Annotated in this window: 9 protein-coding genes; 5 read left to right on the forward strand and 4 right to left on the reverse strand. The window is 71.7% G+C overall.

Features of this window, described 5'->3' with window-relative positions; translation table 11 throughout:
- Positions 1-40: 40 nt before the first annotated feature.
- Complete coding sequence (locus L2I40_RS14180) at positions 41-1,072, reverse strand: TerC family protein (RefSeq protein WP_237215659.1); 1,032 nt, start codon at positions 1,070-1,072, stop codon at positions 41-43.
- 464 nt (positions 1,073-1,536) lie between these two features.
- Here L2I40_RS14180 and L2I40_RS14185 point away from each other — a divergent pair, with 464 nt between their 5' ends.
- Positions 1,537-2,550 carry an amino acid ABC transporter substrate-binding protein gene (locus L2I40_RS14185; protein ID WP_372491061.1) on the forward strand — a complete coding sequence of 338 codons (1,014 nt, stop codon included), beginning with the start codon at positions 1,537-1,539 and terminating at the stop codon, positions 2,548-2,550.
- A gap of 78 nt (positions 2,551-2,628) precedes the next feature.
- Here L2I40_RS14185 and L2I40_RS14190 read toward each other — a convergent pair whose 3' ends face one another.
- Both L2I40_RS14190 and L2I40_RS14195 read right to left on the reverse strand, forming a co-directional pair.
- Complete coding sequence (locus L2I40_RS14190; protein WP_237215663.1) at positions 2,629-3,594, reverse strand: Bug family tripartite tricarboxylate transporter substrate binding protein; 966 nt, start codon at positions 3,592-3,594, stop codon at positions 2,629-2,631.
- Between the two features lie 5 nt (positions 3,595-3,599).
- Positions 3,600-4,577, reverse strand: a complete 978-nt coding sequence (locus L2I40_RS14195; protein ID WP_237215665.1) for a Bug family tripartite tricarboxylate transporter substrate binding protein — start codon at positions 4,575-4,577, stop codon at positions 3,600-3,602.
- Positions 4,578-4,709: 132 nt separating this feature from the next.
- On the opposite strand from L2I40_RS14195, the gene L2I40_RS14200 reads away from it, so the two are divergent.
- Both L2I40_RS14200 and L2I40_RS14205 read left to right on the forward strand, forming a co-directional pair.
- On the forward strand, positions 4,710-5,369 hold the full coding sequence (locus L2I40_RS14200) for a hypothetical protein (protein WP_237215667.1): 660 nt from the start codon (positions 4,710-4,712) through the stop codon (positions 5,367-5,369).
- Between the two features lie 120 nt (positions 5,370-5,489).
- A complete protein-coding gene (locus tag L2I40_RS14205) occupies positions 5,490-5,969 on the forward strand; it encodes a hypothetical protein (protein ID WP_237215668.1) in 480 nt (159 codons plus the stop codon).
- 9 nt (positions 5,970-5,978) lie between these two features.
- On the opposite strand, the gene L2I40_RS14210 is transcribed toward L2I40_RS14205, so the two are convergent.
- Complete coding sequence (locus L2I40_RS14210; RefSeq protein ID WP_237215670.1) at positions 5,979-7,013, reverse strand: dipeptidase; 1,035 nt, start codon at positions 7,011-7,013, stop codon at positions 5,979-5,981.
- A gap of 156 nt (positions 7,014-7,169) precedes the next feature.
- On the opposite strand from L2I40_RS14210, the gene L2I40_RS14215 reads away from it, so the two are divergent.
- Together L2I40_RS14215 and L2I40_RS14220 are read left to right on the forward strand one after the other, a co-directional pair.
- Positions 7,170-7,595, forward strand: coding sequence for a CBS domain-containing protein (locus tag L2I40_RS14215; RefSeq protein WP_237215673.1), 426 nt, complete (start codon positions 7,170-7,172; stop codon positions 7,593-7,595).
- Between the two features lie 292 nt (positions 7,596-7,887).
- A partial coding sequence (locus tag L2I40_RS14220) for a hypothetical protein (protein WP_237215675.1) occupies positions 7,888-8,072 on the forward strand: 185 nt, incomplete at its 3' end.

The raw sequence follows: 8,072 nt of genomic DNA on the forward strand, positions 1-8,072 counted from the left end.
GCCATGTGGCGCTGCCGGGCCGCCGCTGCAACGGGCGGCGCTACTCGGCGGCCACCGCCTGCGGGCCCCGCGGCCCGCGCGTCTTCCACAGCGACCAGGCGATGCCGGCGGCGAGGATGGCGAAGGTGACGCCGAGCGAGAGCGCGGGCGGGAACTTGCCGGTCTCGGGGAAGACGAAGTCGGCGACGAAGATCTTCGAGCCGATGAACACCAGCAGCACCGACAGCGCGTACTTCAGGTAGTGGAAGCGGTGCACCATGGCGGCGAGCGCGAAGTAGAGCGCGCGCAGGCCGAGGATGGCGAAGATGTTCGAGGTGTAGACGATGAAGGGGTCGGTGGTGATGGCGAAGATCGCCGGGACGCTGTCCACCGCGAAGATCACGTCCGCCACCTCGACCAGCACCAGTGCGAGGAACAGCGGCGTCATGAACCACACGGCCTTGCCGGTCTTCGGGTCGGGCTGCTTCACCCAGAACCTCTCGCCGTGCAGCTGGTCCGTCACGTTGAAGCGCCGGCGCATGAACTTCAGCAGCGGGTTGTTGGCGATGTCGGGCTTGGCGTCCGCCATCACCCACATCTTGATGCCGGTGAAGATCAGGAAGACGGCGAAGATGTAGAGCACCCAGGAGAACTGGGAGACGATGGTGGCACCCAGCCCGATCATGATCGCGCGCAGCACGATGACGCCGAGGATGCCCCAGAACAGCACCCGGTGCTGGTAGATCCGCGGCACCGCGAAGTAGGTGAAGATCATCGCGATGACGAAGACGTTGTCCATCGCGAGCGTCTTCTCGACGATGAAGCCGGTCCAGTAGAGCGTCGCCGCCTCGGCGCCGCCGAGCCCGACGCCCTCGGGCTTGAGGTTGTCGAAGGACCACCAGACCCAGAAGCCGAAGGCGAGGCCGAGGCCGATATAGACGGAGGAGAGGATGAGGCTCTCCTTCACCTCGATCTCCTTTGCTTCCCGGTGCAGCACGCCGAGGTCGATCACCAGCAGCGTGATCACGACGCCGATGAAGAGCAGCCACATCCAGACCGGCGTGGCGAGGAAGGTGCTTGTCAGGAACTCCATCGGCGCTCTCCGGAAGGACGGCGATCGAATGCGGGGACGTGGCGTATCCGGCAGCCGCGCCGCGGCGGGCGCGGGCGGCGGTGGGGCGCTGCGGGACGCAGGGCTGCAGGCGCGGATCGGCTGTGCTCGCTGGGCGGCGGCATCGGCATCTCCCAGGTGCTGGGCGCGCCTAGGCGTGCCCTTCAGATGGAAGGTGTCCGACATGACGGACGCGCGCAGGCGCATCGCCAGAGGGGCCCGGACCCCAGTGGCGCGCAGGTGGTTGCGTGGCATGCGCCGTTCAAGATGACGTGGTTGTCATGTTTCGCGATCGTGGCCGGGGCTTGCGTCGCGGCCAAGGCAGGCGCGCGCGGCGGGCGGGCATGGAAAGGCCGTCACTTGCCGGCCGGCAGCGCAGGATCGGAAAGTTTCGGCGGGCGCCGCGGAAGCGCCGACCGGGTTCAAGGAGAGGTTCACGAATGAAAATGTTCCGAACGGCGCTCGCGCTTGGCGCGGCGCTGATGATGGGCGCGCCCGCCTTCGCCCAGCCCGCCGCCGACACGGTCGGCGCCATCCGCCAACGCGGCCAGCTGATCTGCACCGTGTCGCCCTCCACCGTCGGCTTCTCGCTGCCGGACAGCCAGGGCGTCTGGCGGGGCATCGACGTGGACTATTGCCGCGCGGTGGCGGCGGCGATCCTCGGCGATCCCAACCGGATCCGCCTGGTGCCCTCCTCCACCCAGCAGCGCTTCACCATGCTGCAGTCGGGCGAGGTGGACATGATCGTCCGCACCACGACCTGGACGCTGGCGCGCGAGGCCTCGCTCGGCCTGCAATTCGCCGGCATCAACGTCTATGACGGCCAGGGCTTTATGGTGCATCGCGACAGCGGGGTGACCTCCGCCCGGCAGCTCGACGGCGCGACCGTCTGCGTGCAGCCCGGCACGACGACCGAGCTGAACATGGCCGATTTCTTCCGCACCAACCGGCTGCGCTACACGCCGGTGGTGATCGAGAACATCGAGGAGATCCGGCAGGCCTTCATCAGCCGCCGCTGCGACGCCTACACCAACGACAGCTCCTCGCTCGCCTCCTTCGCGGCAAGCCAGGGTGCGAACGCCAACCGCTACCTGCTGCTGCCCGAGATCATCTCGAAGGAGCCGCTGGGCCCGGCGGTGCGCAAGGGCGATGCGCGCTTCTTCGACATCGTGCGCTGGGTGCATTTCGCGCTCATCACGGCCGAGGAACTCGGCATCACGCAGTCCAACCTTGAGAGCTTCGCCAACAGCCCGAACCCCGACGTGCAGCGCTTCCTGGGCCGCACCGGCGACCTCGGCCGCATGATGGGGCTCGAGAACGACTGGGCGGTGCGGGTCGTGCGCGCCGTCGGCAACTACGGCGAGGTGTGGGAGCGAAACCTGACGCCGATCGGCTTCCCGCGCGGGGTGAACAACCTCTGGAACCGCGGCGGGCTGCAATACGCGCCGCCGATGCGCTGACCGGCGCCACAGCGCCGTGACGTGGCGGGGCGGCCGGCGACGGCCGCCCCGTTCTCGTTCGTAGCGTCGAGACGAGCCTCAGCTCGCCTCGATGCCGAGGTCGCGCACGAGGCGGCCGAAGCGGTCGGAATCGGCGCGGTTGAACTGGGCGAGGCGCGAGGGCGCGCCGCCGCCCGTCACCATGCCGAGGGTGCGCATGCGCTCGGCGACCTCCGGCAGCGCCAGCACCTCCGTCATGCGCGCCGAGAGCGTGTCCACCAGCGCCTGCGGCAGGCCGCGCGGGCCGAACAGGCCGTACCAGGCGGTCATGTCGATGTCGTGGCCGGCCTCGGCGAAGCTCGGGACGTCCGGCACCACCGGGTTGCGGGCGCGCTCGCTGATCGCGATGGGGGCGAGGGATCCGGCGCGGATGTGCTGGATGACGACGCCCGGGGTGACATAGCCGACGGCGAGCGTGCCGGAGAGCAGGTCGTTCACCACCGGCGCGACGCCGCGATAGGCGACCTCGGTCAGCTGCAGCCCCATGGCGCGGTTCACCATCTCGCCCAGGATGTTCATCGGCGAGCCGGAGCCGGGCGAGCCATAGGTCGTGACGCGCCCGGCGCGCGCGGCGGCGGCGAAGCCCGCGAGGTCGCGCAGCCCGCTCTGCCGGCTCGCCATCAGGATCAGCGTCGCGGTGCCGACCATGGAGACGGGGGTGAAGTCCGCGACCGGGTCGTAGGTCGGGTTGCGGCGCAGCACATGCGGCGCGATGGCGAAGGTGGAGGGCGCCAGCAGCAGCGTCTCGCCATCCGGCGCGGCGCGCGCGACGGCCATGGCACCGATGGTGCCGGAGGCACCGGAGCGGTTCTCCACCACGATCGAGCGGCCGAGCCGCGCGCCGAGCGGCTCGGCGTAGAGGCGGGCGAGGACGTCCACGTCGCCGCCCGGCGGGAAGGCGACGACGAGCGTCACGGGGCGGGTCTGCGCGACGGCGGGCAGCGCCAGCGCCGCGAGCGAAGCGCCGAAGGATGCGCCGAGCGTGCGGCGGGTGAGCTGCGTCATGGCGTTCAATCCGTCTGGATGCCGAGTTCGCGGACGATGCGGCCGAAGCGCTCGAAATCGGTGCGGGTGACCTCGGCCAACCGCTCCGGCGTGCCGCCGCCGGTCACCACGCCCATCACGCGCTGGCGCTCGACGATCTCGGGGAGCGCCAGCACCTCGTTCATGCGGGCATTCGCCTCGCGCACGAACTCCGCCGGCAGGCCGCGCGGACCGTAGAGGCCCCACCAGGCGCCGAGATCGATGTCGAAGCCGGCCTCGGCGAAGGAGGGCACGTCGGGCAGGATGGGCGAGCGCGCGCGCTCCGACACGGCGATCGGCACGATGGTGCCGGCGCGCAGATGCTCCGACACCGCGCCGGGCGTGCCGTAGGCGACCTGGATCGTGCCGGCGAGGAGGTCGGTGACGGCGGGCGCGATGCCGCGATAGGCGACCTCGGTCAGGCGGATGCCGGCGGCGCGGTTGAACATCTCGGCCAGGATGTTCATGGGCGAGCCGGAGCCGGGCGAGCCGTAGTCGCGCAGCCGCCCCGCGCGCGCGGCCGCGAGCAGCCCGGGCAGGTCGCGGATGCCCGACTGCGCGCTCGCCATCAGCAGCAGCGGGCCGGTGCCGGTCATGACGATCGGGGTGAACTGCTGCACCGGGTCGTACTCGGCGCCGCGGCGGAGCACATGCGGCGCGATGGCGAAGGTGTTGGGCGCGAAGAGCAGCGTCGTGCCGTCCGCGGTGGCGCGCGCGACGTGGATGGAGCCGACCGCGCCGGACGCCCCGGCGCGATTCTCGATCACGACGGGGCGGCCGAGGCGCGGCGAGAGGCGCTCGGCGAAGAAGCGCGCCATGGCGTCGGTGTCGCCGCCGGCCGGGAAGCCGACCACGATCGCGACCGGCCGCGCCTGGGCCAGCGCGGGCGTGGCAAGCGCCACGAGCCCCAGGCCGAGCGCATTGCGGCCGAGGGCACGGCGTCCGATGCGGGGGGCTCGCGTCATGCGGCTGCTCCGATCCGAAATGTTCGTCTCTGGGTGTTCGTATTTGAACGCTGTGTTCAACTGAGGACGAAACGCTAGGGTGCGGCGCGACGCGGCGTCAACGTGAATCCGCGTGCACCGGGGAGGCAGGGCATGCACGTGGGGCAGGGTGTCACGGCGATCTGGAACGACGTGCGGCCGGGCTTCACCGAGGAGTTCCGCGCCTGGCACATGCGCGAGCACATGGCCGAGCGCGTGGCGATCCCGGGCTTCCGACGCGCGCGCCGCGGCGTCGCGTTGTTGGGCGCGCCGGCGTTCTTCACGCTCTACGAGGCGGACAGCCTCGAGGTGCTGCGCGGGCAGGAGTATCGCAACCGGCTGGACGGGCCGACCGAGTGGACGCGGCGCGTCATGGCGGGGCTGGCGGGCGTGTCGCGCGGGCTGGCGGAGGTCGCGGCGAGCTTCGGATCGGGCGGCCTCGGCGGGCTCATGCTGACGCTGCGTTTCGCCGCGGCGCCGGCCGCGCGTGACGCCATCGGGTCATTGCTGCGCGACGTGGCGGCGCGCGAACGGGTGGCGGGCGCGCATCTCTGCGTCACCGATCGGACGGCGAGCGGCGCGGAGACCACCGAGGCGCGGCTGCGCGAGGACTCCGGTGCGCCCGACTGGTTCGTACTGGTCGAGGCGACGGATGCGGCGGCGCTGGAGGGCGTGCTGCCGGAGCACGCGTTGCGCGAAGCGGGTGTCGCGGGCGCGATCCTGCGCGCGACCTATCGCATCGAGTTCGTGCTGGGGAAGGAGGACCTTTTCTAGGCGACTCGCGCCGAATCTGGGCGCTGCGCCGCCGCGGCTGGCGTGTAGGCTCGCAGATGCGGCCGGTCCTGGCCGCCGAAGTCGGGGGTGGAAACCGTGAGACCTCGGAGAGCCCTGATCATGCTCGCCCTGGCGCCTTGGCTGCCCGGTTGCGTGGTGGTCCCGGAGACGCCGCTGCCCAGCGAGGAACCGGCGGCGCCCATCCCGGAGATCGGCACGCTGGCCGCCTACGCGACCGTGCGAGCCGTGGACGCGAGAAGCCGCATCGTGATGCTGACCACCTCGAGCGGCGGCATGCTGGACATGACGCTGCAGGACGGGCGCAATCTCGGCCGGCTCAGGCCGGGCATGCCCGTCATCGCCGAATACGACGCCACGGGGCGCGCGCGGATCGCCTCGACCGACATCGACGGGCAGCGGGTCGCTCCCAACCGCATCCGCGGCGTGCTGGTCGAGGTTCAGCGCGGCGGCGAGTATCTCGTCGTCGCCGGCCAGGAGAGGGTGCCGCTGACGGTCGCCGTTCCCTCGCCCGCCATGATGGCCTTCGCGACCCGCCTCGGGCCGGGCGACGATATCGCAGTGAGCTTCCTGTCCCCCTAGGTACCTGAATTAGTCTCGCGCCTGCAGCGCGGCGAGGCGCATCAGGCGGAGGAAGTTGCCGCTCCAGAGCAGGCCGATCTCGCGCGCGCCGTAGCCGCGGCGGAGCAGTTCCGCCGTCACCGCGCGCGATCGCGCCGCGTCGGGCCAGTCGGTCAGCCAGCCGCCGCCGTCGAAATCCGACGACATGCCGACATGCTCGATCCCGATGCGGCGCACGGCGTGGTCCACGTGATCGACGTAGTCGGCGACCGTCGCCTCCTTCGCGTTGCGGCGCAGGAAGGAGGACACGGCGGTGATCTGCACCAGGCCCGCGACGTCCTTCAGCGCATCGAGCTGCGCGTCGTCGAGGTTGCGCGGATGATCGCAGAGCGCGCGGCAGCAGGCATGGGTGGCGACGATCGGCGTGCGCGAGGCGGCCGCCGCCTGCAGCATCGCCTCGCGCGAGGCGTGGCTGACATCGACCAGCAGGCCGAGCCGGTTCATCTCCGCGATCGCCTGCCGGCCGAGCGGCGAGAGCCCGCCATGCAGCGCCGAGCCGTCGCCGAGATCGGCGCGCGGGATGGCGCTGTCGGCGAGCAGGTTGTGGCCGTTATGCGTGAGCGTGACGTAGATCGCGCCGAGCGACTTCCACAGCGCGAGCCGCGAGAGGTCCTCGCCCATCGCGTAGCCGTTCTCGACTGCCGAGAGCACGGCGAGCCTGCCGGCCGCCTTCGCCGCCTCGGTCGCGCCCGCTTCGGCGCAGAAGGCGCGGCCGGGGCCGACGCCGGTGCCGGCGATGTGGCGCAGCATCGCCTCGGCGCGCGCGGCGGCCTCGGCATGGCCTTCCGGCGTCAGCGGGCCCTGCGGGAGGTAGGCGATGAAGACGACGGCGCCGAGCCCGCCGCGGCGCATCTTCGGGAAATCCACGCGGCGGTTCGTCTCGCCGGCCGGATCGGGCGTGTCCGGCCAGGGGATGTCCACATGGGTGTCCAGGGTCAGGGTCGCGGCGTGGACATGCGCGGCCTCGCTGTCGAGGGCGCGGGCATCGGGCGTCGAGGTGTCCATGGCCCTGCCATGCGGTGCGCCGCGCAGGGCGTCAACCGCGTTCATTTCCCGCGGAGCGCGCCAAGGCGCCTCGCGCCCGCCTTGCCGATATGACGGCTTGCGTCCCATCCTCCCGGGGACCGCCACACGGCCGCACGACCGGGCAGGGAGGACGCGATGCGCGACCGTCACCTCGACGACATGGTGCATCACCGCGATCCGGTGACGATGCCGCCGGACGCGACGGTGCAGGAGGCCTGCCGCAAGATGCGGACCCACCGCATCGGCTGCGTGCTGGTGACGGATGCCCAGGACCGCCTGCTCGGCATCTTCACCGGCCGTGACGCGGTCTGCCGGATCGGCGCGGAGTGCCACGATCCGGCCAGGACCCGGCTGTCCGAGGTCATGACCGCGCATCCGCAGACGCTTCCGCCGCAAGCGAGCGCCCTGGACGCGCTGCGGCTGATGCAGGATGGCGGGTTCCGCCACGTGCCCCTCGTCCGGGACGGGGTGGCGGTCGGCGTGGTCTCCCGCGGGGATTTCCGGGCCATGGAGCATGCCCGGCTGAACGAGGAGAACGGCTACTGGGAGACGCTGCGCTAGGGCCCGTTCGACAACGCCGCGCCTGCCCCGTCCCGGTCCAAGTCCCCCCGGTCCATGTCCTCGCACCCGCCCCCTCGCGGCGCCGCGGACCCGTCCTCGCGGATTCGTGAAATTTATCGCCCCGGCATGGAAATCGCGTTAGCCGGAACCTTGCACGCGGGCTCGCGCGTCCCCATCCGATACGGGCCGCGGCGCCGGGGTGGGGATCCGGCCGCGGCCTGGCAGGGGGGACCGCACCGGCGATGGGCCGGCGACGCCCATGCCGGATCGGTTGGCCACGGATGAACGGGAGATGCGGCGCATGCCGGATATCGTGTCGCGGCTTGGCGGGACCGAAGAGGGGCGCGTGATGTCGGCGGTGGCCGAGATCGCCGATGACGGCCTGGTTGAACGCATGCGTCTCGACGCGGCGGTGCGCGTGCTGGTCGCCGCGCGGCGACTGCTGGCGGTCGCGCCCCGTGCGGCCGCGGCCGGCGC

It is taken from the genome of Falsiroseomonas oryziterrae (assembly GCF_021864505.1).
GTDB lineage: Bacteria > Pseudomonadota > Alphaproteobacteria > Acetobacterales > Acetobacteraceae > Falsiroseomonas > Falsiroseomonas oryziterrae.